Origin of the sequence: Nocardia sp. BSTN01 (assembly GCF_015354405.1) — a bacterium.
Taxonomy (GTDB): domain Bacteria; phylum Actinomycetota; class Actinomycetes; order Mycobacteriales; family Mycobacteriaceae; genus Nocardia.
Genome location: NZ_JADKYP010000169.1, coordinates 1 through 788 on the forward strand (window position 1 = coordinate 1; position 788 = coordinate 788).

At 64.3% G+C, this 788-nt stretch carries 1 protein-coding gene; it reads right to left on the bottom strand.

The features are described 5' to 3' along the window. On the bottom strand, window positions 1-788 hold a 788-nt coding region (locus tag IRT45_RS36370; protein WP_194810271.1), incomplete at both ends, for an AMP-binding protein.

Consider the following 788-nt stretch of genomic DNA (forward strand, 5'->3'; position numbering starts at 1 on the left):
AGGGGCTCCAGATTTCCCATACGGAGACGTCGAAGGCGAGTGAATGACATTGCGCCCACACCTGTTCGGAGGTGGGTATGGGGCCGGTGTTCAGGTTTGTCAGTAGTTGGGTGATGTTGTGGTGGGTGGTGGCCACGCCTTTGGGTGTCCCGGTGGTGCCGGAGGTGTAGATGAGGTAGGCGATGTTCTCGGGGCTGGGTGCGGGTAGTGGCGTGCTGGGCTGGGTGTCGAGTGCGGGGTCGTTGATGTCGATGACGGTGACGTCGATCCCGTCGAGCCGTCCGGCCAGGTCGGCGGTGGTGATCACGGCCGCGGGTGTGGCGTCGATGAGCATGAATTCGATTCGTGCCCTTGGATGTTCGGGATCGATGGGTAGGTAGGCCGCCCCGGTTTCGAGTACCGCGGTGAGTGCGGCGATCGCGTGGGCCGAGCGTTCCATCAGTATCCCGACCACGGATCCGGGACCCACGCCGTGGCCGATCAGCAGGTGTGCGAGGCGGTTCGCGGTCTGGTCGAGTTGCTGGTAGGTCCAGGAGTCCTCGCCGCAGGTGAGTGCTGTCGCGTTGGGGGTGCGGGCGACCTGTGCGGCGAACAGTGCCGGCACGGACATCGCCGGCGGTGTCTGCGTGTGCAGGGCCGCGCGGTTGCTGCTCTCGTCCAGCCGGCTGTGTTCGGTGTGGTCGAGCAGGTCCACTGATGACAGCGGTTGTTCGGCGCTGGTGGTTATCGCCACCAGTACGCGTTCCAGCCGGTGGATGAGTGTGTCGATGGTGGTTTTATCGAAGATG